This window comes from Marinobacter excellens LAMA 842 (genome assembly GCF_001574445.1).
GTDB lineage: Bacteria > Pseudomonadota > Gammaproteobacteria > Pseudomonadales > Oleiphilaceae > Marinobacter > Marinobacter shengliensis.
In genome coordinates, this window is sequence record NZ_LOCO01000014.1 from 63,031 (window position 1) to 86,701 (window position 23,671).

Sequence of the window (23,671 nt, forward strand, 5' to 3'; positions counted from 1 at the left end):
GCCAGCCGAAGCAGACTCCCAAGTCTGAAGCAAAACAGAATTTAACCATTAAAAAGTCAACGAAGGAGACAACCCATGGCCCTGATATCGCTGCGGCAACTTCTGGACCACGCCGCCGAGCATGGTTACGGTGTGCCAGCCTTTAACGTAAACAACCTCGAACAAATGCGCGCCATCATGGAAGCCGCCGACAAAACCGACTCCCCGGTGATTGTCCAGGCCTCCGCCGGTGCCCGCAAATACGCCGGCGCCCCCTTCCTGCGCCACCTCATCCTGGCTGCCATCGAAGAATGGCCCCACATCCCGGTGGTTATGCACCAGGACCACGGCACCAGCCCCGCCGTCTGCCAGCGCTCCATCCAGCTCGGCTTCAGCTCCGTCATGATGGACGGCTCACTGGGTGAAGACGGCAAAACCCCGACCAGCTACGAATACAACGTAGACGTTACCCGTCGCACCGTTGAAATGGCCCACGCCTGTGGTGTCTCCGTAGAAGGTGAGCTGGGCTGCCTGGGCTCCCTCGAAACCGGCCAGGCCGGTGAAGAAGACGGCATTGGCGCCGAAGGCACCCTGGACCATGACCAGATGCTGACCGACCCGGAGGAAGCGGCGGACTTCGTTAAGAAAACCCAGGTCGACGCCCTGGCCATCGCCATCGGCACCAGCCACGGTGCCTACAAGTTTACCCGTCCGCCGACCGGTGACATCCTGGCCATCGACCAGATCAAAGCCATTCACGCCCGCATCCCGGACACCCACCTGGTCATGCACGGCTCGAGCTCCGTACCCCAGGAATGGCTGAAGGTGATCAACGAATTCGGTGGCGAGATCCCGGAAACCTACGGTGTCCCGGTGGAAGAAATCGTGGAAGGCATCAAGCACGGCGTGCGCAAGGTCAACATCGACACCGACCTGCGCCTGGCCTCAACCGGTGCGGTTCGTCGCTTCATGGCCCAGAACCCGGCCGAATTCGACCCGCGCAAATTCCTCAAGGCCACCATGGTTGCCATGACCGACATCTGCGTAGCTCGCTACGAAGCCTTCGGTTGTGCCGGCCAGGCCAGCAAGATAAAGCCGGTGAACCTCGAGCAGATGTTCGAGCGTTATGAGGCTGGCGAGCTGGACCCTAAGGTTAAGTAAGCTGCACAAAAAAGCCCCCGCGAGTCGGGGGGCTTTTCTATCCCTTTTGCCTAAACCGCTCCAGCGCCAGCAACGTATCGGTATAACGGGCAAACCGCTCCAGATACTCTGGCGACAACGTCTGCATTTCCGCAAGCGCTCGGCTAACCAGCCGGTGTGCGTTCATCGGCCCCGCCTCTTTCGGGGTGCTCTCAATCCCGTGGCGGATGCGCTCCTGAAGGGCCTGAGTGCCCTGATCCGCTCTTGCTCTGATCATCGCCTTGAGCGGTTGTGGGCTGTTGGAGCTTGATGCCGTGCGCGTTTGCTCCAGCTCTGAAGTCTCTCCAAACACCCTTTGTTCCAACGTTGATCTCGGGGCTTCGGCCGGTGTCTCTGTGATTTGATTCAGCCGGTCCAGCAGGGATGAAATGGGGGATGGCTCAGGGGCAGCGGGTGCCTGCCTGGGCTGCTCGGCACCCTCTAACCTGGCCTGATAATCGGAAATGGCCTGCTCTAGCTTCCGCCAGTGACCGCCCTGCTGGAGTCCGTTCGCGCGCAGGCGCTGTTCGAAGGACTCCAGATAACGAAAGCGAACCGGATCGAACCGGTCTGCGCCTTGTTGCTTCAGGTTCTCTAGCAATGAAAGGCTGGAGGCTTCTTTCATCATCCGTTGCCTGACCCGGTTTCGGGATCCGTGGCCGCCGAAGGTGCCCGGGGCACGGTACTGATTTCCACCCGCCGGTTCTGAGCTCTTGATTCGGCATCCGTGTTGGGTACGGCCGGATGGTGTGGGCCGAAGGCGGCGGCGAAGACGCGGTCGTTGGGCAGGCCCAGTTCTGTTAACGAACGGGTGACGGTGAGCGCCCGCTGGGCCGACAGGCCCCAGTTATCCTGGTAACGGTTGCCGGGATGCATGGGCAGGTCGTCGGTGAAGCCGCTCACCATCAGCAATTCATCGTGCTGTTCCAGGTAGGCCTGTAACGGGCGAATCAGTGATTCCAGTACTTCTTCACCTTCGGCCTGCAACTGGTCTGAATTCAGCTCGAACAATACGTTCCCGCTGATGCCGATACGGCCATCGCGGAACGTCACCAGACCTTTGGTGAGAGGGTCTTCGAGAGCTTGCTCCAGGGCCATCCGGCGCTGTTCTTCCGCCTCCCGCTTCTCGATCTCCTCGGCCAGGGACTGGCTGAGTTCCAGCTGAATGCCGATCACCCACACAAGAATCAGCGCCAGAATACCCACCAAAGCAGCCATCAAGTCCGAGAATATGGCCCAGACCGGTGCCGATTGGTGTTCGCCGCCTTCCAGCTGTTCCATCACCCGACCTCGCTGGATTCTGCCCGGCGCAGAGCCGCAGCGGCATCAATCACATCTTTCTGGGCACTGACGCTGAGATCAATCACCTCGCGGGCCTGGGCCACGTAGTAGGCCAGTTGCTCATCGTGCCGGTTGCCAGCCTTATCCAGCGCTTTCTGGATATCCGCCAGGCTGCCGATGACCTGCTGGTTGGACTGGCTGAACAGCTCAATGGCCTGCGCGAAGGCATCGCTCAGGGCGCCGACTTCCTGGCTACTGCCGGTAATGTCGTCGCCCAGTTTGCCCAGTTGCTGGCTCTGTTCCTGGATCAGGGTGTTGAAGCGTTCGCTGATGCCGGTCAGGGTTTCGCCGGCGCCGGTGATCAGGGTATCCACCGCCTCCCGCTGACTGTCAGCGGTGCTACGCTGGTTCTCCAGCAGAGTGTCCAGTTCCTGAACCAGTCGCTGGCGTTCCTCCAGCAGCTCGTTTTCCCGCTCGCTGTTGCGGGCGATTTCCGACTGCAGCTGTCGGATCACCTCGGCGGCGGCCTTCGGTGTTTCCGAGGCCGTCTCAATCAGGCGGGTCATGGGCGCTTCCAGTGCAGTGCCGAGCTCGCTCAGGTGGCGGGCTGCTGTGGCTTCCAGTTGTTCCATTCGCTCGTTTGCAGCCCGGGCTCGCTCGCTTTCCTGTTCCCGAAGCTGATCGAGCTGAGCGGCAACGGTGCTGAGCAGTTCCGCCAGCCCGGCCTGTTGCTGCTCAATCAACCCGGTGCTGCTGGTCTGGAAATGGCTTTGGTATTGAGTCAGCGCGTCATTTAATGCTGCCAGCATGTCGTCACTTTGAACTTGCTGTCGGGCCAGACCGGCCTGCCAGTGTTGCGTTACCTCAGCTCCTGCATTGTTCAGGCGTTCACAGCTCTGTACCAGTTGTTGCTGTTGTTCCTTGAGCCAGGTTTGGTGCTGGTCGTTGATGGCGCCAAGCCAGGTGTGGAGTTGTTCCTGCAACTGGCTTTGACTTTGTTCGTTCTGCTTTGAGAGGGTCGCCAACGTCTCCTGGTTCTGGGCCTGTTGTGCAATCAGATTCTGCTGCCAGCGTTCGCCCGCCTCCGTGGTAACTGCCTGAAACCCGGAGATCAATTCCGTGAGTTGTTCACGGGCATTATCTGCCCAGCTTTGTTGCAGGCCGTGAGCATCCTTCTGAAGTTGCTCCAGGGCCTGGACAACTATGGGCTCAATCCGCTCTGACGCCTGCTTTGCAGTGTTGTCTAATGCCGTTGTCAGGGAGTTGGCTACGGAGTCGGCCAGGGTCTGATAGTGGCGGCCGACCGTGCTGTGGAATTCCTGCTGGTTCCGGGTCAGGGACTGTTCCAGTTGCTGGCCAAGTTGCTCCATGCGCGCCGTCATGCGTTCCATGGCCGAGGCCATTTCGGGCAGGGCTTTGGCCTGGCTTTCCAGTGCCTGAAACGCCTGGTGGCGTTGATGATCTGTAGATAGATGATGCAGCTTGTTTCGCAGCGCACTATCCAGGGCGCGGGACGCCTGCAACCGGTCCCGGCGGCTCAGGGTAGAGGCCAGCCCCAGCATGGCGGAGGCGGCCACGCCGGCAATGGAGGTGCCAAAGGCGAGACTCAAACCGGCAATCGGTGCGGCCAGTGCGCTGCGAATAGCGCTCAGTTCGGTACTGTTATCCAGCGCCGAGGCGGCGCCGCCAAGGGTCACAATCATGCCCGCAAAGGTGCCCAGCAGGCCCAGCATCACCAGCAGGCCGGTCAGGTAGGGTGTCAGTTGCGGGCCGGGTAATGCGGCGGCATGGCCCTCGATTCGCCGTTGCACCGGGAACTGCATCGGGGCGGGCAGTGTGCCAAGCCAGTGGTTAACCTGCTCCTGGCTTTCAGGTAACTGATGAACCTGTGCGTTCAGTTCGCGGGTTTGTCGGCGGAAATTCACCAGTTCGCCAAAGCCGAGACAGTAAACGGCGCCAATCAGCCCGGTAAACGCCAGCGCCAGCAGGTCGGAACCGACAAATCCGGCACCAATCCAGGCTACCACGGCCAGGCCGATGGCAAACGCCAGGGTAAAGAACAGTTTACTCATGGGGTGTTGTTAACCTCTTTGTGGCAAGCCTCCAGCAAACCCAGAACCGGTTCCAGCCGAACATCCAGTTCAGCGAGTAACAAAGACTGCGCTTCCTCGCAGTAACGGTGGAACCAGTCGGCCGTTGTGGCCGGGGTAGGGCTTTGCTCCGGGGTGGTCGATCGGTGCTCGAATCGTTGTTCAAGTACCTTGGGAATATGGGAAAAACACTGTGCGGTATACCCGGCCATCGTTTGATCAAACACGGCGTCCAATTCGGCCAGGTGAGCCAGCTTCGGGCCCTGATCTTTCATCGATTTTCGAACCTTGTCCCGCAACTGACGGCTGTTGGCCGCCACTTTGCGTTGGAGTGCGAGCCAGGTATTGAGAGCGGCTTCAAGCTCGGGTTCACCATCAAACTCCAGATCTGAGCCAAACCCGCGAATACGCTGAACCAGTGCCCTGCGTATCGTCGCCAGCTCCTCGGTTAACCGGTCTACCACGGCGCCCTGAGGCGTGCCTGGCTGTTTCGCCCGATAACCAATGGCCGCATCCAGGGTCATGGTGTTGCCCAGACCGAACAGCCGGCTCAGGCGCTCTGCGAAGCAGGGCAACTGGGTGCCGTTCAGCGTTGTCGCTGAATCATCCAGTTGGCGCAATAGCCTGGCTCTGAGGCCAGTATTTGCCAGAGGTTGCGAGGGCATTGGCTGGGGTTTCACTCCGGTTTCCGCGCAGGTAACGTTCAAAGCTCGCTATTCTACTGGCTAAGCGGAGTGAATGATAATGACTGTAGCGTGAGAAATGAGCGCCTAGCTGGCCTCTGGCACAGGCACAGGGTGGCGCCAGGCAACCAGGAAAATCATCAGCCCGGCCACGGCGGTTGCAGCTCCTACGTAGCCAGTGGATTGCCAGCCGAAGCCAGCGGTAATGGCCAGCCCGCCAAGCCATGGGCCAAGGGCGTTGGCGAGATTGAACGCGGCGTGATGGGAGGCGGCGGCCAGGGTCTGGGCGCCGGTGGCTACGTCCATCAGGTGGGTTTGCAGAGCCGGGCCCAGCGCCACCATCAATGCGGTCAGGAAGCAGACCACGAGTAACACCGGCAATGAGCCTGTGGCAGACGGAAAGACGCTCAGAATCATGGCGCTGAACACCAGGATCACGCCAACGGCCCGGAATTGCAGACGGTCAAACAGCCAGCCACCAAGCAGGTTGCCCACAAAACCGCCCATCCCGAACACCACCAGGGCCACCGGAATCCAGACCGCATCCACTCGGGTGACTTCCAGCAGCGTCGGGGCTAGGTAACTGAACACCGCGAACATGCCTGCGAAGCCGATAGCGCCAATGGCCAGCGCAAACCAGATTTGTGGTTTGTTAAAGGCGCGGACTTCGCTTAACGGGCTGTGCCTTTGTTCCTGCGGATTTTTGGGCAGGAACAGGGTAACCAGCACTACGGTGAGTAACGACACCAGGCCAACAAAACCAAAGGCATAGCGCCAGTCCATGGATTGCCCCATCACCGTGGCCAGGGGGTTGCCGATCAGCAGTGCTAGGGTCAGCCCCATCATGATCTGGCTCACCGCCTTGGCCCGCTTGTGTACTGGCACCAGCGAGGCTGCCACCAGCGCAGCAACACCGAAGTAGGCGCCATGGGGCAGTCCGGCGATAAACCGGAAAACCAGCAGGGATTCGTAATTGCTGGCCAGAGCGCTGGCCAGGTTACCCAGCGCGTAGAAGGACATCAGTAGTATGAGCAACTGCCGCCGGAAAAGTTGCGCACCGAGAATGGCCAGAATGGGTGCACCGACCACCACGCCCAGCGCATAGGTGGAGATAAGGTGGCCTACCTGTGGCTCAGAGACGCCGAGATCCTGGGCGACATTGGGCATCAACCCCATGATGGCGAATTCGCCGGTACCGATACCAAAGCCGCCCATCGCCAGCGCAAAGACGATCAGCCAGGTCGGAAGGCCGGATTCGGGGTTGTGGGTGGCGGCGCTCAATCTGATCTCCTTGATCCAGTCAGGGAAGAGAAAGCCCGCCATTGTCAGGATTGGGTGCTCTAACGGCTATAAGCGATTATGAGGATGGACGTTAGCTTACTAATTCAAGCCGTAGCGGCGTTCGCGCTCAAACCGGAAAAAGCCCTCTTCCTCTTCCCGTTCGATGGTCGGAGCAGAAAACCCGAAATGTTCCTGGCGAACGGCTTCTTCGGAGTAGCCTATCTGGCGGCGCAGATCGTTGATGGTTTGCTGGCGCTTGTCTGCAGGCAGGCTGGCAAGCTGCTGTTGCACGCTGTCCATGGCAAACAGGCCCGGACCAGTGTGGCATTGCCGTAGTCCACCGCCTCTCAGTTCTTGACCTGTCTCAAGTGGCGGTCAGCACTGGCTTGTATTTTTTCCATCAGCGTCAATTATAGGTAGTCAGAGAAACCTCTTTGGTCAGATGCGAGGAGCGCCATGGATTTCAAAGACTATTACGCCGTCCTCGGTGTGAGTGAGTCTGCCACGCCCGAGGAGATCAAGAAGGCCTACCGTAAGCTGGCGCGGAAGTACCACCCGGATGTCAGCAAAGAAGCCGACGCGAGCGACCGTTTTAAAGATGTGGGCGAAGCCTATGAAGTGTTGAAAGACCCCGAAAAACGGGCCGAGTACGACCAGTTGCGCAAGTACGGTGCCCGCGCCGATGGCTCATTCCAGCCGCCACCGGGCTGGCAGAGTGCCTCGGGCTTTGGCGGTGGAGGATACACCGAGGCCGACGCTCGCCAGTTCAGTGATTTTTTTGAGGAAATCTTCGGCGGTGGCCGGCGTGGAGGCTTCGGGGGTGGCGGTTTTCACCAGAGCATGAGAATGCGGGGCGAGGATGTGCATGCCCGGCTGGCCCTGTTTCTTGAAGAGGCTTTTAACGGTTGCGAGAAACAGGTGTCGTTCACGGTTCATGAACCGGATGACCATGGCCGCCTGATACCACGCCAGAAAACCCTGAAAGTAAAAATCCCTGCGGGCATGCGGGAAGGGCAGCATATCCGGCTGAAGGGCCAGGGCGCACCCGGAATTGGTGGAGGTGAGCCTGGCGATCTGTTTATCGAAGTGGAACTGGCGCCCCACCCTCACTTCAGTGTTGAGGGCCGGGATGTGCTGCTTACCGTGCCGATTTCGCCGTGGGAAGCCGCCCTGGGGGCAACGGTCACAGTGCCAACGGTGACCGGAAAGGTGAATGTGAAGGTGCCGAAGGGGGCCACCAGCGGGCGCAAACTCCGGCTCAAGGGCAAAGGCTTTCCGGGCAAACACCCGGGCGACCAGATTGTGGTACTGCAAGTGGCCATGCCCGAACAGCACACGGCGGAAGCCGAAGCACTCTACGAGAAGCTGGCTGAGCTGGAGAAAGGGTTCAATCCGCGCAGCAAGCTGCACGTGTGAGGGAGGCGAACATGACGAGTAAAGACCGGATTCTGATGGTGGAAGTCACCGACACCGATGGCAGCACCTTCTCGCTTCGGGAAATCTGCGAACGCGGGGGCTGCCATGCAGAGTTTGTGATCAAACTGGTGGACTATGGAGTCATCGCGCCACTGGACGAGGTGCCGGAAGTGCGCCAGTGGCAATTCGACGTGGCCGCATTGAGTCGCCTGCAGAAAGCGCTGCGCCTGCAGCGGGATCTCAAACTCAACCTGCCCGGGCTGGCCATGTCGCTGGAGCTGCTGGACGAAGTACAGGGCATGCGGAGGGAGGTGGACCGCCTGAACCAACGCATTCGTCAACTGATGGGCGAGTAGCGGTATTTTGTCCCGGGGGCTGAATGTCTGGTTCAGCTCCCGGACACGTTTCCAGAAACGATTCACGAAATTGTCATCTTCCTGAACTGGACAAATTTAAAATTTGGGATTATTTTCCTACTTAAATAGTTGGGAAAACATTCCCAAATAGTGTGGCGCTGAAAACAGCGCCGGATTCTGTCAAATCAGTCGGGAGAAGGAAGATGAAGCGCAACGGACTTTCAAAGGCGATCAAGTTGGTTCTGGTTGGTACCTTGGCCGGCGGTCTGGCCGCCTGTGGTGGGGGCGGCTCTGGCTCCTCCGGTTCAGTAAGCACCGGTGCCAACGCCGAGGGCACCAGTGTGGGTGCCGTCACCGGTTTTGGCAGTGTCTACGTCAATGGCACCCGGTTCGCCACCGATGGCAGCGTGAACAGCGACGACGGGATCGAGCGGGAGGACCAGCTGGAAAAAGGCATGGTTCTCAAGGTTAAAGGCAGCTGGGATTCACGTGGCGAGGGGCAGGCGAGTGATATCCGTTACGACGATACCCTCCGTGGGCCACTCACCGGCGCAATCTGGGACTCCGTTGCAGCTACGGGTAAATTGCAGCTGCTGGGGCAGACGGTTGCGCTGACCAACCAGACGGTATTCCGCGGGGCCACGCCGGTTGAGCTTGCGGCACCGCTTGCCAATTATCGGGTTCGGGTAAGCGGCTGGCGCCTGAATGACGGCAGCTTCCGGGCCAGCTTCGTGGGTGCTCGTTCGCTGGACTCGGATTTTGACGATTTGAATGAAGCTGAACTTGAAGGCGTGGTCCAGAACCTGAATGCGCAGTCGCAGACCTTCACCATCAACGGTTTCACAGTGGATTACACCAGCGCGGTCGCGGATGATGATTTCAGTCTGGACCAACTGGAGAACGGGCTTGTGGTTGAGGTGGAAGGTCAGCTCAACGCAGACGGCAATGTCCTGCTTGCCGAGGAAATTGATGATGAGGACGACCTGTTTGACGACAACGATGACGTTGAAATTTCCGGTGATATCTACGATTTCGATGCGTCTGCCCGCACCTTCCGGATTAATGGCGTGCTGGTTCAGCTGAATGCTGAGACTGAGTTTGACGACATCAGCGAGGGCAGCCTTCAGGATGGCGTGTTCGTGAAAGTCGAGGGTGATTTCCGCAACAACACTCTGCTGGCGGAAGAAGTGGAAGGCCGGGAAGGCGATGCGGAACTGGACGGCATCATCCAGCAGATCGATCTGGACAATGAGTTGCTGGTGGTCAGTGGCGTTCGCGTTCAACTCACCGCCAATACCCTGATCGACGACGATGACAGCGATAACGACCTGCGTAATCGGGTTGATGACATCAACGCCTTCAGCGTTGGGGACTATGTTGAGGTGGAAGGTCGTCAGCGTACTGATCACCTTGAAGCCTTCATCATTGAGCGGGAAGACAGCGACGAAGATGATAACTTTAAGCTGGAGGCCAGAATCGATGCCATTTCCGATACGTCGGTGACGGTGATGAATCTGGAAATCCTGCTGAATGGCTTCAGCGTTGCGGGCCTTCAGGTTGGTGATGAAGCCGAGGTTGAATACGCCCAGACCATCGGCGGAGAGTATGAGTTGACCGCAAACCCTGAAAACTGAGGTTGAAGGACACAGGTTGCGGGGGATACCGCAACCTGTGTCTGGTTTTCCGGGGCAAGATGGGAATACAATCCCAAATATGACTGATGCCAAATCCAATCCCCTGCACCAAGCGCTGTTCCGCATTTTGCGCCCGATGGCCAGGCTGCTGCTGCGCAATGGCGTTCCGTTCGGCGAGTTCTCTGAGCTGGTGAAAAGGGCGTATGTGGAGGCTGCGTTGGAAGATTTTTCCGATGGCCGCCGTAAACCGACCGATTCCCGGGCGGCCGTCATGACCGGACTGACCCGTAAGGAAGTACGCAAACAGCGGGAGATCCTGGCGGGCGAAAACCCGGTTCGGGAAACCACCTCCCACGCCAACCGGGCCTCACGAGTGGTCTCCGGCTGGGTTCACGACACCGGTTTCCAGGCCAGTAACGGAGAACCCGCTGCCCTGGTGTTTGAAGGCCCGGGCAGCTTCAGTGAGTTGGTTCGAAAATACAGCGGCGACATGACGCCACGGGCCGTACTGGATGAGCTGCAACGTGTAGGCGTGGTCAGTGTGGATGTGGACAGCGGCCAGTTGCACCTGAAGCAACGAGCCTATGTTCCCACCGGAGACAGCGAAGAAATGCTCCAGATCTTCGGCGAAGACGTATCAGATCTTGTAGCTACCATTGATCACAACCTGGTGAGCAGTGAACACGGGCAGCAACCCCTGTTTCAGCGAACGCTCACGTACAACGGTGTTCCACCAGACGTCATTAATGAGTGGCGCGAGCGTGCCGCAAGGCAGTCCCAGGCCCTGCTGGAAGAACTGGACAGCTGGTTAGGGCCTCACGACCGGGGAGTATCCGGCCAGGAGGGCGGCGAATCGGTACGGACCGGCGTCAGCATTTTCTATTTTGAAGAGCCGGTTCAGACGAACAAGAGCGGAGACGAATGATGATGGCTCTTAATGTCCCGACCGGACAGCCCCCGCGCTGGCAAACCACCGAACTGGTCAGCACGCTGCTTTCGCCGGGAGCCCGTCAGGTGGTGAGATACTGGCTGAGTTCCGAGCATTTCCTGGATGAGGAGAACCACCCGAGGGTGGTGCTTGCAACGCCCCATGAACCCCATTCCTTTGTTGACCTGGTGCAAATCGCCAACCCAAACCTGGTGCCTTCTGTCGTGCTTGCGGAACTGCTTCGAAAGGGCATTGTGGAAACCCTGGAGAGCGGTCACGTTCTGTTAAAGAGAAGCGCTTATGCTCCCTGGGGTGCTACCGGTTCACTGAGCCTGGGCAATTACGATGATTTTGTTGACATCGACAAGCTACGACGACGCCACAACGACAGCTGACGATCAGTGGCGGGCCCGGATGGCCTGCAGGAGAGAACAATGTTCAGAGCAGTAACGCTTCACAGAATGCTGAAACTCGCCGCCGCACCGATCGCACTCGGCGTGTTGAGTGCCTGCGGCGGCGGTGGCGGTGGTGGAGTCGGCGTTGCCGACGGCGGCATCCGAGGCACAGGCTCCAGCGTTGGGCCGGTTTCCGGTTTCGGCAGCGTCTTCGTCAATGGCGTGAGGTTTGAGACGGATGGTCGCGTCAGCAGTGATGACGGCATTGAGCGTGAAGACCAGTTACAGGAAGGCATGATCCTGAGGATCGAAGGCGAGTGGCGGGTTGATGGCCGAGGGAATGCGGAGTCGGTCGAGTACGACGATACCTTCCGTGGGCGTGTGGACAATCTGATTCAGACCCTGGATGCCGACGGTATGGTCGAATCGGTGCAGTTCACTATCTATGAGCAGACTGTGGTTGCCGACCAGCAGACGGTGTTCAAGGACATTACGCTTGAAACCCTGGCAGACGGCGCTTTCGTGCGCATCAGTGGCTGGCGTGAGCCGGATCCCAACGGTCGGTACGGGGCAAGCCACATTGGTTTGATGACGCAGGATGAAACCAACGTAGAGATTGAAGGCCGCATTGACAAGGGTTCATTGCAGCTGAATCTGAATCAGTTCAGCATTAACGGGCAGTTAGTCTCGTACACTGACAGTGCGTTCGTCGGGTCGCTGACGGAAGCCGATCTGGCAGATCTTCTGCTGGTGGAAGCCGAAGGTACGATCTCCAATGGCGTATTGATTGCCCGGGAAATCGACGAAGGCGAAACCCGTCGCTACCGTCGGGGCTCCGGCGATGACATTGAGTTCTCAGGCCCCGTGAGCACCGACTACAACGCATCGACCCGCTCCTTCCACATCAACGGCCTGATTGTCTTTGTCGATGACAATACCGAGTTTGATGATGGTTTGTCGGCCTCGGATCTGACCGCCGGCATGCTGATACAGGTTGAGGGGGATTTCCAGGACAATGGCTCCGTACTGGCTGAAGAAATTGAAGCTCGTGAAGGCAACGCGTCAGTAGACGGTGTCCTCGACGTCAACACGCTCAACTTCAACGACCAGACCTTCCGGGTTGGTGGTGTGTTGGTGCAGCTCACGCCACGGACGATCATCACCGACGATGACAGCGATCTGCGCCTGAAACTGGCGGACCTGAACGGCAGTTATCAGTTGGAAGTGGAAGGGATTGAGCGGCAGTCCGGCTCTGGCGTTGTGCTTGAAGCGATAAAGGTTGAGCGCAATGAGGAAGACAATGGGCCAGCGGCGGATCGTGAATATGAAAGCCAGGGTCAGCTCACGCACGTGCAGGGGACTGTGTTCACGGTACTGGGAATTGATGTGCAAACCACGATAGATACCCAGTTTGAAGGCACCAGCCGCGACGAGTTGATTGATGCCTTCGATGCCGGGCAGCGGCCGGTACTTGAAGTAGAGTATCGTGAGCCAACACCGGGCAACTTCGTGGCCGATGGAATCGAACTGGAAAGCGAAGACTGAGCCATGAACCACCTCGCCCACACCTTCCTCGCACCGGACTCACCGGAGGCGAGAGTGGGCAGTATCCTCGGGGATTTCACCCGGGGGCTGGACTGGGATCATGTGCCGGCGCCGGTGCTCGAAGGCGTGCGGCACCACCTGGCGGTTGATGTATTCACCGACCAGCATCCGCAGGTGCTGGCCAGCAAAAGCCTGTTCTCAAAAGAGCGCCGGCGCTTTGCCGGCGTGGCCCTGGATATCCTCTACGACCACTTCCTGCTCCGGCACTGGGAACAGTTCAGTGACTGGGACAAAGATACCTTTATCCGGACCGTATACCAGGAACTGCAAAGCCACCGGGCGCTGATGCCGGACAACATGGCTGTGGTGACCCGCCGCATGGTTGAACACGACTGGTTTGGCGCCTATCAGGATCTGGACAACATCGGTTATGCCCTCGACAGGGTGGCCGGCCGAATCCGCTTTGCTAACCGGTTTACCGGCATCATCGACGAAATTCGGGCCAACGAAGCCGAACTGGAAGGCCATTTTCTGGCCTTCTTCCCGGAACTTCAGGCCTTCGCCAACCGCTTTCCGGAATCATCCCATCAGGCGTGAACGGGCCTGCTGATATTCCGCTTCCAATCGCTGAACCAACGCCTCAACAGGCACCACATCATGAATCTGGCTCACACCCTGGCCGGCTGACCAGACCGTCTTCCACGCTTTGGCTTCATCGTCCATGGGCTTGAGTTTCTCGCCGTAATTCACATCGCCGGCCTGATTCAGCTTGTGCATATCAAAGCCCGCGGCTTCAAGACTCTGGCGCATAAAGCTGGCCGGTACACCGGACACCGCCGGGGTATGGATGATATCCGCTGATACGGCTTCGATGATCATGTTCCGATAGGCATCCTCTGCCTCGGATTCCTCGGTATTGATAAACCGTGTCCCCATATAGGCCAGATCCGCCCCCAGTGCCTGGGCTGCCAACAGATCCTCTCCGTGCGACAAACCGCCGGCCAGCAAAATGGTGCCATCGAACACCTCACGGATTTCATGCACCAGTACAAACGGGTTGGTGGTACCGGCATGGCCACCGGCCCCTGCACTCACGGCAATAATGCCATCCACCCCAGCTTCCGCCGCCTTACGGGCATGCTTCTGATTGGTTACATCATGGAACACCAGCCCACCATAACTGTGCACCGCCTCCACCACCTGGCTGGCCGCGCCCAGGGAGGTAATCACCATCGGCACTTTGTGCTTCACACAAAGCTCCAGATCCGCCTGCCAGCGAGGATTGGTGCGATGCACCACCAGATTAACCGCATAGGGCGCGGTAACTGAGTCCGGATGGGCCTGTCTCCATTGCGCCAACTCTGTGTTCATCTGAACCAGCCATCCCTCAAATCCCTCACTGCTGCGCTGATTCAGCGCCGGGAAACTTCCCACCACGCCCGCCTTACAGCAGGCCAGCGCCAGCCGGGGCGAAGAAATCAGAAACATTGGCGCGGCGATCAGGGGTAATGAAAGAGAATCTTTGAGCTGAACGGGCATTGGCATGATTGGTCCTTGATTTTTATTGGAACTTTCTCAGGATATAGGGGATCTTAGCCTGCCCGACGAGCAGTGGACAATCGTTCCAACGGGTGACAGGACAAAACAAAAGGAGCCCACCATGGGTGAAGCAAAAAGACGCAAACAAACCGGCGCCCCCGCACCGCGTAAGCACAGAAACAAGAAACCGGCCATCATCGGCATCTCGGTAGCGGTTGTCATTGCCGTAGCGGTAGCCGTGTACTTCCTCACCCTGCCGCCCAAACCAACCTCCGAGGCACTACCGGTAGCCGCCCCCAACGCATCAGACTTCCCGGCCTCCCTCGACCAATACGGCATCTCCATTGGCCCGGCAGACGCGCCCGTTGTCGTACGCGAATTCGCCGACTACCAATGCCCCGCCTGCGCCAGCTTCGCCTCAGCCAGCAAACGCCTGAAACAGGAATACGTAGACACCGGCAAAGTCCGCTTCGTCTATTTCGACCTGCCCCTACGCCAACACCAAAACGCCGTCCCCGCCGCCCAGGCCGCCCGCTGCGCCGGAGACCAGGGCCAATACTGGCCAATGCACGACAAACTCTACGACGCACAAAGCGAATGGAGCGGCTCCAACGACCCGGTAACCACCTTCACCCGCTACGCCAACGGCCTGGGCCTCGAAGAACGCCGCTTCCGCCGCTGCCTGACCACCGAACTCCACAAAGAAGCGGTAGAACAAAGCCTGCAAGTGGCCACCCAGATGCGCGTAATGAGCACCCCAACAGTGATGGTAGACAACATCCAACTAACCCGACCGGGTTGGGGACAGCTCTCCGCAGTAATTGAGCGCGAACTGGAAAAGGCGAATAACTAAGCACACGCCGCAATAAGTCCGACGGCAAACCGAAAAGTTAGCCACTGGGTGGGGAGAACTGTACAAAAGCCTACGGAGCCATGGATGGCGGAGCGGAGCGTACAGGGACGTATTCACAGCGTCTTTTGTACAGTTCTCCCCACCCAGTGGCGGGAACGCGGGAACAAAGGCACCCAAACTAAGTAAACCCCGACTTGCACCGAAACCCCAGTTGGTTAAACTTTGCCCCGTAACAAACATCAAACCATGCTCCGGATTTACGATCCGGCCCGCAGGAGAAACCATGAGCAACGAAATAGTCGTCTGCGCACTCTACAAGTTCGCAGTATTGAATGATTACAAAGACCTACGCCAACCCCTGCTGAACCTCATGCTGGAAAAAGACGTCCACGGCACCCTGCTGCTGGCACGGGAAGGCATCAACGGCACCATCGCCGGCAGCCGCCAGGGCATCGACGCCATCAAAGACTGGATCGCCAGCGACGAGCGCTTCGACGGCGTGGACTACAAAGAATCCTTCGTAGACATCCAGCCCTTCAAGCGCACCAAGGTCAAACTCAAAAAAGAAATCGTCACCATGGGCGTTGAAGGCATCGACCCCAAACGAGTGGTTGGCACCTACGTCGACCCCAAAGAATGGAACAACCTCATCTCAGACCCCGAAGTACTGCTGGTAGACACCCGAAACCAGTACGAAGTTGAGATTGGCACCTTCAAAAACGCCGTCAATCCGGCCACTGACACCTTCCGGGAATTTCCAGAGTATGTGAAACAGAATCTGGACCCCAGCAAACACAAGAAAGTCGCCATGTTCTGCACCGGCGGCATCCGCTGTGAAAAATCCACGGCGTACCTGAAAGAACAAGGGTTTGATGAGGTATACCACCTCAAAGGCGGCATCCTGAAATACCTGGAAGAGGTGCCCCAGGAACAGAGCCTTTGGCAGGGCGAGTGCTTCGTGTTTGACGACCGGGTAACCGTCAACCACAGCCTCGAACGTGGCGATTACGACCAGTGCCATGCCTGCCGCCGGCCCATCACCGAAGAAGACAAACAACGCCCGGAATACGAACAGGGCGTAAGCTGCCATCAGTGCATTGAATCACTGACAGAAGAACAAAAAGCCCGGTTCAAGGAACGTGAGCGCCAGATGCAACTGGCCCGGGAACGCGGGGAAGCGCACGTGGGTGGTGAAGCCGCCCGCGTTATTGCTGAGCGGAAGGCCCGCAAGAAGGCCGAAAGGGAAGAACAGGCCCGCAAAAGTCTGGAGGGGGAGAAAGTTCGTAAGGTTGTTAACAACTGAAAACTAACCCAACCAAGGAGATAACATGGGTATCAGAAAACCACTGGCAGTCGCATGTATGGCACTGGCCCCGCTGGCCCAGGCCCAGGACAGTGGCAACTGGACAGGGGAGGCAGAACTCGGTGTGCTGGTAACCTCCGGCAACACCGAAGAAACCAAAGTGAACGGTCGCCTGGGATTGCAGCATGAGACCCAAACCTGGCGCAACACCGGTGAGTTCAGCTCCCGTTACACAGAGACGGAAGATCAGACCACCGCTGAAGAGTACAAGGCGGCCCTCGAAGCTGATTACAAATTCGACGACAATCAATACTGGTTTGTGCGTGGCTCCTATGAAGACGACCGGTTCTCCGGTTATGACTTCGAATCCACCCTCACCACCGGTTATGGAAACCGTGTTTGGCAGGCAGGGGATCGTTCCTTCCTGGACCTCTCAGTGGGAGGCGGTTATCGCTACAACAAGCTGCGGCAGGAAAACCCCGATGGCCGGGATGTGGAAGAAGAGGCCATCGCCCGCCTGGCTGGCCAGTTCGATTACGCGTTGTCTGAAACTGCCCTGTTTCGCCAGAAACTGAGCACCGAGATTGGCCTGGATGAGAACAACACCATCAGCCAGTCCGAGACCTCGCTGCAGAGCAACATTGTCGGTAGCCTCTCCATGAAAGCGGCTTTCCGGGTAAAGCACGTGTCTGATGCGCCCGTTGGCTCAGACAAAACCGACACCGAGACCTCGCTCTCACTGCTGTACGGCTTCTGATTCCGGATTCCCGGAGCCAACGAAAAAGGGGCAGATGGTAAAATCATCTGCCCCTTTTTCGTTATCCAGAACCTCAGACGTTGTTCCGAAGTCCCAACTCATCCGGGTAGGGGGTCAGGTACTTCTGGGTGTGCAGATAATCCACCGGCTCCTTACGCTGGGCCAGTCGCAGTAGTGTCATCGGCACCACCAGTGGAATCTCGCCGCGCCGGTAAGCTTCAATCTGCTCCAGCAGCACCGCTTTCTCTTCCGCTGCCATCCCGTCTTTCAGGTAGCCCAGCAGATGCTGCATGGCATTCACGTGAGAACCCCGGCTTACGCGCTGGGTCATGGCTTCCATAAAGCCGTGAATGTAGCGATCCGCAATCTGCGCCAGCGGCTCGGCTTTCAGATCGGCGAGCATCGGGCCAAGCTGCCGGTAGATTTTTTCAGAGTGGGCCAGCAACGTGAACTTGTGGCGCTGATGGAACTCCAGCAAGGATTGCTTGGTCAGCTTGTCGCCGGCCACGTTCTGCATCCAGTCGTCGTAGGAGAACACGCGCTCAATGAAGTTCTCCCGCAACATGTCATCGTGCAGGCGGCCTTCTTCCTCCACCGGCATTAACGGGTAGGCCTTCATCAGCGCCTCGGCAAACATGCCACGGCCATCCCGGTGCATGAAATTACCTTCCGCGTTGTGAATCTTGATGCGCTCCATGCCGCAGCTGGGGGATTTCGCCATCAGGATGTAGCCACGCAGGTTGGCGAGCGAGGGCATCACCTCGGCAATGAAGTTCTGCATGCCTTCGGTGTGGTCTTTGGTGCCCTTGCTTTCCACCAGGTGCAGGCCGTCTTCGTGCTCGCGCAGGTGAATGGCCGGGCGGGGAACACCCAGGCCGGCTTCCAGTTCCGGGCAAATAGAGCGGAACTCAAAATGCTTGGCCAGCACCTGGGTGCAGTATCGGGAATGCTTGTGGCCACCGTCGTGGCGAACTTCCTTGCCGAGCAGGCAAGTGCTAATGCCAACAGGAATACCGGTCACTAAAACTCTCCAGCCGTTGGATGATCGGGTACTACACCACTATACGTTCTCTGAGTATAGCCCGATCAATTACAGACCCGGGGCTCCAGTTGAATGCTGAACCTCTGAAAGCCTCAGCTCAGGGCCTGCTCAATCAGCTGTTTCTGGTGCTCGGCAAATCCGCGAATCAGCGCCTGGGCCTTGTCGGCGTCTCTGGCCAGGACTGCCTGGGGAAGTTCCGAGAAAAACTGACTGGTCTGTGCCAGCCCCTGGCGATATCGCTCCGCGCTGAGATAGTACGCGCGGCTGACAGCCGGTTTGAAGTTGGAAAGGGCTTCCGTCAGGTACGGGTTGTCCACCACCTTACAGCAGGCCTCCATCACCCCGAAACTGGCCTCTACCACCGCGGTAATGTCGGTGGCCGGTTGTTTTACCTGGTCCACCACCTGGGCCACGGCGTCGAGCATCATCGGCTTGTCCGATTCCTGCCAGCGTTCACACAGGCGGGCGGCCAGCATCATCAGCAGGTGCATGTACACGTCATACAGCTCTGAAGCGTAATCGGCGTTCAGTTTGGTGGCAGAGGCACCTTTGCGCGGCGTGATTTCCACCAGGTGCCAGCGTTCCAGGGTATACAACGCTTCCTTCACAGACGCCCGGCTGACCTTGAGTTCGTTCGCCAGGCTGGCTTCCTGAATACGTTCACCGGGGCGGATCTGCCCGGTCATGATGCGTTCCGCCAGGTAGTTGGCTATCTGCTCCGCCAGGGTGTTGGGCACCTGAAAATCCATAAGGGCTCTCTGAACAGGTTGAACAATCCGGCTGGCCAAAGAGGGCAGTACGCCGGCAGATGGTTGAACGCGCATGAGTTTATCACAGCCTCTTGATGGATGGATTCAGGCCCGCGCTGGGCGGGTGTTTCGTGACACTTGTCAAAAAATAACCAGAACAATGCTTGACGACTGATATATTGTAGGACAATAATGCAGAAAAAGTAAGGCCATTATTCCCATCCCGACACAACGTTTTACAACAAAAGGGGGCTACCATGAGCTCACGTCTGATTACCTGGAATACCGAGGCTGGCCGCCGTCGGGTTCTGATTACCCTGAAAAAATACAGCTACTTGATTGCCATGATTCCCCTGGTGCTGCCGCCGTTGCTGCTGGCGGCCGGGGAAAGCACCGGCCTGATCAATCTGTTTGCCTGGGGTGTGCCGGTGGTGGTGTTCGGAATCATTCCATTGCTGGACATGATGCTCGGCAAAGACGCCCTGAACCCGGATGAGCAGGACGACGTGCCCCGGCTGAATCAGGAAAAGTTCTACAAAGTCATCACGCTCGGCTGGGTGGCTGCCTACGCCGCCTTGCTGGTCTGGAGCATGACTACCCTGGCCTCCGGCGTGTTCAGTGTGGCCGGCGCCATTGGCTGGGTGGTGTCCATCGGTATTGTGGGCGGTTTGGGCATCAACGTAGCCCACGAGTTGATTCACAAAGATGGCAAGCTGGAACCCTGGGCCGGTGGCTTTCTGTTGTCGCTGGTGTGCTACGCGGGCTTCAAGGTGGAGCACCTGCGGGGCCATCACGTGCATGTGTCGACGCCGGAGGATGCGTCATCCTCACGCTACAACCAGTCCCTGTACAACTTCCTGCCCCAGGCCTACGTGCGTAACTTCATGAATGCCTGGAAGCTGGAAGCCGAGCGCCTGAAGCGCAAGGGGCAGGCACCTGTGAGCTGGCGTAACGAGCTGATCTGGTGGTACGGCATCAGCCTGCTGGCTCTGGTGGCCTTCACGGTTGCGTTCGGCTGGCTCGGCGCCGCCTTCTTCCTGGGCCAGAGCTTTATTGCCTTTACCCTGCTGGAGATCGTCAACTATCTGGAACACTACGGCCTGCATCGCCGCAAGCTGGACAACGGCCGCTACGAGCGAACCACGCCGGAGCACAGCTGGAACAGCAATTATTTCCTGACCAACGTGTTCCTGTTCCAACTGCAGCGCCACAGTGATCACCATGCCTTTGCCAAGCGCCGTTACCAGGTGCTGCGCCATCACGACATCGCGCCGCAGTTGCCGGCGGGTTACGCCACCATGGTGGTGCTGGCCTGCATCCCGCCCCTCTGGCGCAAGGTGATGAACCCACGGGTAGAAGCCTATTACCGGGGCGAAGAGCACCAGCTTACCTCCTGACAGTTCTCTCATTAGCTCCGGCCTGCATGGCCGGGGCGATACCGCCTTCAGAGTGTCTCTGGAGAATGCCGGGGTAACACCCGGCCTTAAAGCCCCGTGAATTCGTCTCTGGTTCACGGGGTCTTTTTTTACCCTTGAAATCCGGGAAGGGGGCACACAGGTATATTGGCTGAACCCTCCATCCGATAAGGACACTCGACATGCCCAAGCATTTCGAACAGGCGCCGGGCCTTTACGACGCCCCGGTTCCCGAGACCGAAGGTTACGTATTCAACCAGACCATGATGCGCATCAAAGAGCCCGAGCGCTCCATGGACTTCTACACCCGCGTGATGGGCATGCGCCTGGTGCGCAAGCTGGACTTCCCGGAAATGAAGTTCACCCTGTATTTCCTGGGCTATCTGGACGACAAACAGGCTCAGCTGGTACCCAACGATGACGCCCACCGCACCACCTTCACCTTTGGCCGCGAAGCCATGCTGGAGCTGACCCACAATTGGGGCACGGAAGACGACGCTGATTTTGCCTACCACAACGGCAACGACCAGCCCCAGGGCTTCGGCCATATCGGCATTGCGGTGCCGGATGTGTATGCCGCCTGCGAACGCTTTGAAAAGCTGGGCGTGGAGTACGTGAAAAAGCCGGACGACGGAAAAATGAAAGGCCTGGCCTTTATCAAAGACCCGGACGGCTACTGGATTGAAATCCTGCAGCCGAACATGCTGGAGAAACAGCGCAAAGACGGCTGACCCGATATGGCCCCGGCTTCAGTCTGAACGACTGTTGCCGGGAGCGTTGCCGTAACGGGAAGCCACAATAACCGCCATGGTCAGTATCACAGCCCCGGTAATGCCGATGGGCCCCAGCACCTCACCCAGAATCAGCCAGGCCAGAAGTGCCACAAACAACGGCTCCAGCGTGACAATAATGCTGGAAAGCGTGGCAGGCGTGGTCTTCATCCCCGCGAAGAAGCACAGGTAGCCAATACAGGTTGGCACCACACCGATGTACAGCACCATCAACCAGTGGGAAAGCCCCAGGCTGGCCAGCCCGGCAAAGCCACCGGTCAGCGCCACTATCGGCACCAGCATAAGGGTAGCGGTCAGAAAGCAGATAAAGGCGGTGGTGAACACCGGGGTGCCGGCGGAATTGTAGCGACTGGTGAGGGTAAAGCCGGTGTATACGGCTGCTGCCAGCAATGCCATCAGAATACCCGCAAGCCGCAAGGTGCCGGCCGTGTCTATATCACTGGCCACCAGCATGCCAGTGCCGAGGATGGCCGCAAACGCCGCCGCCAGTGTCAGCGGGCCGGGCTTCTCGCCTAACATGGGTGCCGCCAGAATGGCCACCAGAACCGGCGGCAGACATAACGAAATCAACGTGGCAATACCGGCCCCGGTGAGGTCAACGGCCACCAGATAACTACCCTGATAAAACGCCTGGAATAACCCCATTGCTGCTAATGGTAATAAGGCCTTGGCGCTGAGCCCGCGCAGTGAACTACCGGCGACCTTCTGGCCGGGATGTTGAACTTCCAGCTGTCGCTGTTCCCGCCGCATCAACAGGTAGAAAAACGGCAACGCAACCACCAGGCGCAACAGCGCAAGCGTAAGGCCGGTCAGCTCGGTGCCGGTAAACAGGAATTTGGCAACAATGCCGGTGGTGCCCCACAGCAGGGCCGCGAACGCGATGAGTAAAGCGCCATGAATCATGAAAGTGGCCAACGCAATGAATGTAAAGCCAAAAAGGGTAACAGTGGCTGGCAGTTGGCGCTATAGGGGAAAGAACGGGCAGCCAGGGCTGCCCGGAGGGCTTTAACGCTTACTCGGCAGACAGCCGATCGGCATTGCGCTCAACGGTGCGAGCACCGATGCCTTTCACATTGGCCAGGTCTTCCACAGACTGGAAGGGGCCATTTTCAGAGCGGTAAGCCACAATGGCCTCGGCCTTGCTTTCGCCAATGCCGTTCAGGGTGGCCAGCGTGGCAACGTCCGCCTGGTTGATGTTAATGGTAGCCGGCTGTTCAGCGTGGGCGAAGCCTGTGGCCAGAGAGAACAGCAGAACGAGGGTAGCCAGAATGCCTGTGTGTTTCATCGGAGAACTCCTTTTTAAAGACGTTGTTATGAGACGTCAGGAGTAACAAACCGTGGGTGTGGGTAATGGGCTGGAGCGATGAGAGAAACGGTAAAACGGTAGGCTGTGTAAGTGCACGGAACGGGACCACAGTCCGTGTAGTCCCCAAATTCCGTGGCTGACCCCTGCCTGATCCATCAGGCGCGCATCATCCTGAGCACTTCGTCCTTGCGTTCGTCCCTGTAAGCCCTGTTCCATCGGGCAACTCCGGTTCCGTGGAGTTTCCATCCCTGAGCCAACGTCCGTGCTGGCTTGTCATCCCTGACAATGCTCATTCTACGCCTGGCCGGTTCATTAAGAATCGGACATCTGCCTGTCGGTGTGTGCGATATTTCCTACAGCGCTGTGAGCCTGCCGGTGAACCTAAGTTCATTGTTTCACGGGGCTTTTCTGGGCAATTTCTTGCCCGCCACGATGGGCTTCGGCGGCCTCTTTTATCTTCTCCATGGTGATTTCCCGCACCGCTTTCTGGCTGGACCGGATGTGCCGGGTCAGCCGGTCGGCGGCATCGGTGGCATGGCCGGTGCGAAGTGCTTCCAGAATCTGAGCGTGTTCTATATAGGTGGCATCCACCCGGTCATCCCGGGTGAAATCCAGCCGCCGGATAATCCGCAGGCGGTCGGTAATTTCCCGGTGAATGCGGGTCATCTCCCGATTGCCGGCGGCGGCCACCAGGTCGCAATGAAAGCTCTCGTCCAGCGCCCGCACGGTGCTGCCCACGGCCCGTTCGGAGGGGTGGTCCGGGTTCCAGATGGCAATCAGGGTGCGCAGGGTTTGTGGCTCCGCGGGCAGGGCGCAGATTTTGTGCATGGCGGCCCGTTCGAGGGTAATCCGCAAGTCGTAGAGTTCTTCCACCTGCTGAAAGTCAAAGGGCTTAACCTGCCAGCCACTGCGAAACAGGACGTCGACGTAGCCTTCCCGCTGCAACCGGTACAGGGCCTCGCGCACCGGTGTCCGGCTGGCGTTCAGGCGAGCACCTACGTCGCCTTCGCTGAATTTGTCTCCGGGAATCAGGCGGAACTCAAATATATCGTCCTTCAGGGCTTCATAAACCCTGTCTGCCATGGAGGCCTTTCTTTTGGTGGTCGTTTTCATTTTCGGAGTATTCCCTCTTTGGGGGTGTCCTCTTGT

At 58.4% G+C, this 23,671-nt stretch carries 25 protein-coding genes; 13 read left to right on the forward strand and 12 right to left on the reverse strand.

Annotated features, from left to right (window positions below):
- Positions 1-75: 75 nt before the first annotated feature.
- The gene (gene fba / locus J122_RS12570; RefSeq protein ID WP_061332612.1) at positions 76-1,140 is read left to right on the forward strand and encodes a class II fructose-bisphosphate aldolase; all 1,065 of its coding nucleotides are present in this window, start codon (positions 76-78) and stop codon (positions 1,138-1,140) included.
- Between the two features lie 37 nt (positions 1,141-1,177).
- Here fba and J122_RS12575 read toward each other — a convergent pair whose 3' ends face one another.
- The 6 genes from J122_RS12575 to J122_RS24815 form a co-directional block, all read right to left on the reverse strand.
- Entirely contained in the window at positions 1,178-1,786 is a 609-nt protein-coding gene (locus tag J122_RS12575; protein WP_227510194.1) for a DUF2894 domain-containing protein, read from the reverse strand.
- Positions 1,783-2,439, reverse strand: a complete 657-nt coding sequence (locus tag J122_RS12580) for an OmpA family protein (RefSeq protein ID WP_061332614.1) — start codon at positions 2,437-2,439, stop codon at positions 1,783-1,785. The genes J122_RS12575 and J122_RS12580 overlap by 4 nt, the downstream gene beginning before the upstream one ends.
- Entirely contained in the window at positions 2,439-4,511 is a 2,073-nt protein-coding gene (locus J122_RS12585; RefSeq protein WP_061332615.1) for a DUF802 domain-containing protein, read from the reverse strand. Before J122_RS12585 ends, J122_RS12580 begins: the two co-directional genes overlap by 1 nt.
- Entirely contained in the window at positions 4,508-5,194 is a 687-nt protein-coding gene (locus J122_RS12590; RefSeq protein WP_061332616.1) for a DUF3348 family protein, read from the reverse strand. Before J122_RS12590 ends, J122_RS12585 begins: the two co-directional genes overlap by 4 nt.
- Positions 5,195-5,299: 105 nt before the next feature.
- A complete protein-coding gene (locus J122_RS12595) occupies positions 5,300-6,535 on the reverse strand; it encodes an MFS transporter (protein WP_058092740.1) in 1,236 nt (411 codons plus the stop codon).
- Positions 6,536-6,592: 57 nt separating this feature from the next.
- Positions 6,593-6,793: a hypothetical protein gene (locus J122_RS24815; RefSeq protein WP_058092741.1), complete on the reverse strand. Its 201-nt coding sequence runs from the start codon at positions 6,791-6,793 to the stop codon at positions 6,593-6,595.
- A gap of 156 nt (positions 6,794-6,949) precedes the next feature.
- Between J122_RS24815 and J122_RS12605 the strand changes: the two genes are divergently transcribed.
- The 7 genes from J122_RS12605 (at position 6,950) to J122_RS12635 (ending at position 13,364) form a co-directional block, all read left to right on the forward strand.
- Positions 6,950-7,909 carry a DnaJ C-terminal domain-containing protein gene (locus J122_RS12605; protein ID WP_058092742.1) on the forward strand — a complete coding sequence of 320 codons (960 nt, stop codon included), beginning with the start codon at positions 6,950-6,952 and terminating at the stop codon, positions 7,907-7,909.
- A gap of 11 nt (positions 7,910-7,920) precedes the next feature.
- Entirely contained in the window at positions 7,921-8,265 is a 345-nt protein-coding gene (locus J122_RS12610) for a chaperone modulator CbpM (RefSeq protein ID WP_058092743.1), read from the forward strand.
- Between the two features lie 203 nt (positions 8,266-8,468).
- Entirely contained in the window at positions 8,469-9,899 is a 1,431-nt protein-coding gene (locus tag J122_RS12615; protein WP_058092744.1) for a DUF5666 domain-containing protein, read from the forward strand.
- Positions 9,900-9,978: 79 nt separating this feature from the next.
- Positions 9,979-10,824 carry a DUF6502 family protein gene (locus J122_RS12620; RefSeq protein WP_058092745.1) on the forward strand — a complete coding sequence of 282 codons (846 nt, stop codon included), beginning with the start codon at positions 9,979-9,981 and terminating at the stop codon, positions 10,822-10,824.
- Entirely contained in the window at positions 10,821-11,222 is a 402-nt protein-coding gene (locus J122_RS12625) for a hypothetical protein (RefSeq protein ID WP_058092746.1), read from the forward strand. Before J122_RS12620 ends, J122_RS12625 begins: the two co-directional genes overlap by 4 nt.
- Before the next feature lie 39 nt (positions 11,223-11,261).
- Positions 11,262-12,767, forward strand: a complete 1,506-nt coding sequence (locus J122_RS12630; protein WP_061332617.1) for a DUF5666 domain-containing protein — start codon at positions 11,262-11,264, stop codon at positions 12,765-12,767.
- A 3-nt stretch (positions 12,768-12,770) separates the two neighbouring features.
- The gene (locus J122_RS12635) at positions 12,771-13,364 is read left to right on the forward strand and encodes an ACP phosphodiesterase (RefSeq protein WP_058092748.1); all 594 of its coding nucleotides are present in this window, start codon (positions 12,771-12,773) and stop codon (positions 13,362-13,364) included.
- On the opposite strand, the gene J122_RS12640 is transcribed toward J122_RS12635, so the two are convergent.
- Positions 13,347-14,312, reverse strand: coding sequence for an NAD(P)H-dependent flavin oxidoreductase (locus tag J122_RS12640; RefSeq protein WP_058092749.1), 966 nt, complete (start codon positions 14,310-14,312; stop codon positions 13,347-13,349). The two genes, J122_RS12635 and J122_RS12640, sit on opposite strands and share 18 nt — an antisense overlap.
- 115 nt (positions 14,313-14,427) lie before the next feature.
- On the opposite strand from J122_RS12640, the gene J122_RS12645 reads away from it, so the two are divergent.
- From J122_RS12645 to J122_RS12655, 3 genes are all read left to right on the forward strand, one after another.
- Positions 14,428-15,159 (forward strand): DsbA family protein, encoded by a 732-nt coding sequence (locus tag J122_RS12645; RefSeq protein ID WP_061332618.1) that lies wholly within the window; start codon positions 14,428-14,430, stop codon positions 15,157-15,159.
- A gap of 283 nt (positions 15,160-15,442) precedes the next feature.
- Positions 15,443-16,462, forward strand: coding sequence for a rhodanese-related sulfurtransferase (locus tag J122_RS12650; RefSeq protein ID WP_058092751.1), 1,020 nt, complete (start codon positions 15,443-15,445; stop codon positions 16,460-16,462).
- A gap of 25 nt (positions 16,463-16,487) precedes the next feature.
- A complete protein-coding gene (locus J122_RS12655; RefSeq protein WP_058092752.1) occupies positions 16,488-17,219 on the forward strand; it encodes a YdiY family protein in 732 nt (243 codons plus the stop codon).
- Between the two features lie 73 nt (positions 17,220-17,292).
- On the opposite strand, the gene J122_RS12660 is transcribed toward J122_RS12655, so the two are convergent.
- Complete coding sequence (locus tag J122_RS12660; protein ID WP_058092753.1) at positions 17,293-18,240, reverse strand: YbgA family protein; 948 nt, start codon at positions 18,238-18,240, stop codon at positions 17,293-17,295.
- 113 nt (positions 18,241-18,353) lie between these two features.
- A complete protein-coding gene (locus tag J122_RS12665; protein ID WP_061332640.1) occupies positions 18,354-19,010 on the reverse strand; it encodes a GntR family transcriptional regulator in 657 nt (218 codons plus the stop codon).
- Between the two features lie 257 nt (positions 19,011-19,267).
- Between J122_RS12665 and J122_RS12670 the strand changes: the two genes are divergently transcribed.
- Both J122_RS12670 and gloA read left to right on the forward strand, forming a co-directional pair.
- A complete protein-coding gene (locus J122_RS12670; protein WP_061332619.1) occupies positions 19,268-20,407 on the forward strand; it encodes an alkane 1-monooxygenase in 1,140 nt (379 codons plus the stop codon).
- A 200-nt stretch (positions 20,408-20,607) separates the two neighbouring features.
- Complete coding sequence (gene gloA, locus J122_RS12675; RefSeq protein ID WP_061332620.1) at positions 20,608-21,156, forward strand: lactoylglutathione lyase; 549 nt, start codon at positions 20,608-20,610, stop codon at positions 21,154-21,156.
- An 18-nt stretch (positions 21,157-21,174) separates the two neighbouring features.
- Here the strand turns inward: gloA and J122_RS12680 are convergent, their stop codons facing one another.
- The 3 genes from J122_RS12680 to J122_RS12690 all read right to left on the reverse strand — a co-directional run bounded on the left by J122_RS12680 (position 21,175) and on the right by J122_RS12690 (position 23,605).
- Positions 21,175-22,119, reverse strand: a complete 945-nt coding sequence (locus tag J122_RS12680; RefSeq protein ID WP_061332621.1) for a DMT family transporter — start codon at positions 22,117-22,119, stop codon at positions 21,175-21,177.
- Positions 22,120-22,228: 109 nt separating this feature from the next.
- Positions 22,229-22,501: a ComEA family DNA-binding protein gene (locus J122_RS12685; protein ID WP_061332622.1), complete on the reverse strand. Its 273-nt coding sequence runs from the start codon at positions 22,499-22,501 to the stop codon at positions 22,229-22,231.
- Between the two features lie 408 nt (positions 22,502-22,909).
- Positions 22,910-23,605 carry a GntR family transcriptional regulator gene (locus J122_RS12690; protein ID WP_227510195.1) on the reverse strand — a complete coding sequence of 232 codons (696 nt, stop codon included), beginning with the start codon at positions 23,603-23,605 and terminating at the stop codon, positions 22,910-22,912.
- Positions 23,606-23,671 lie beyond the last annotated feature (66 nt).